This is a genomic window from Helicobacter sp. T3_23-1056, from assembly GCF_053654535.1.
This window is the reverse complement of record NZ_JBSIUU010000112.1, coordinates 1-377: the sequence shown is the minus strand read 5'-3', so window position 1 is coordinate 377 and position 377 is coordinate 1. Positions and strand designations below refer to the sequence as shown.

1 protein-coding gene is annotated in these 377 nt (G+C 43.8%); it reads right to left on the bottom strand.

The genetic code is table 11. From position 1 onward, the window contains the following. The coding region (locus tag ACWIUO_RS13940; protein ID WP_454178482.1) for a hypothetical protein at nucleotides 1-239 on the bottom strand (239 nt) is incomplete at its 3' end. Nucleotides 240-377: the final 138 nt, after the last annotated feature.

Here is a 377-nt window from a genome sequence, read left to right as displayed (position 1 = left end):
GTAGATTTGGAGGGATTTTTGGGATTTGCCTGCATATCTTGCCTTTGTGGATTTTGATTTGGCATTATAGCGTTATTTGTTGTGGATTTTTGGGCTTGCGTGGCGTGTGGCGTGCTAGATTCTAAGGCTTGTTTGCTTGTGCTTCTTGTGGCGTTTTGTCCAGCCTCTTTACTAGCTTTACTAGCCTCTTTGCCAAAAGATTTTAGGATAGATTCTATTGCCTTGCTAAAAACACTCATTGCCTAAAACCCCCCGCGTGTAAGATTCCCGCTTACATTGCCAAACCCCCCAAAACCACCAAATCCCCCGTTTATCTCATAGTATCCAAAATCCCCATAAGTAGATTCTGCGCTAAACCCTCCGCGTGATAGATTTGT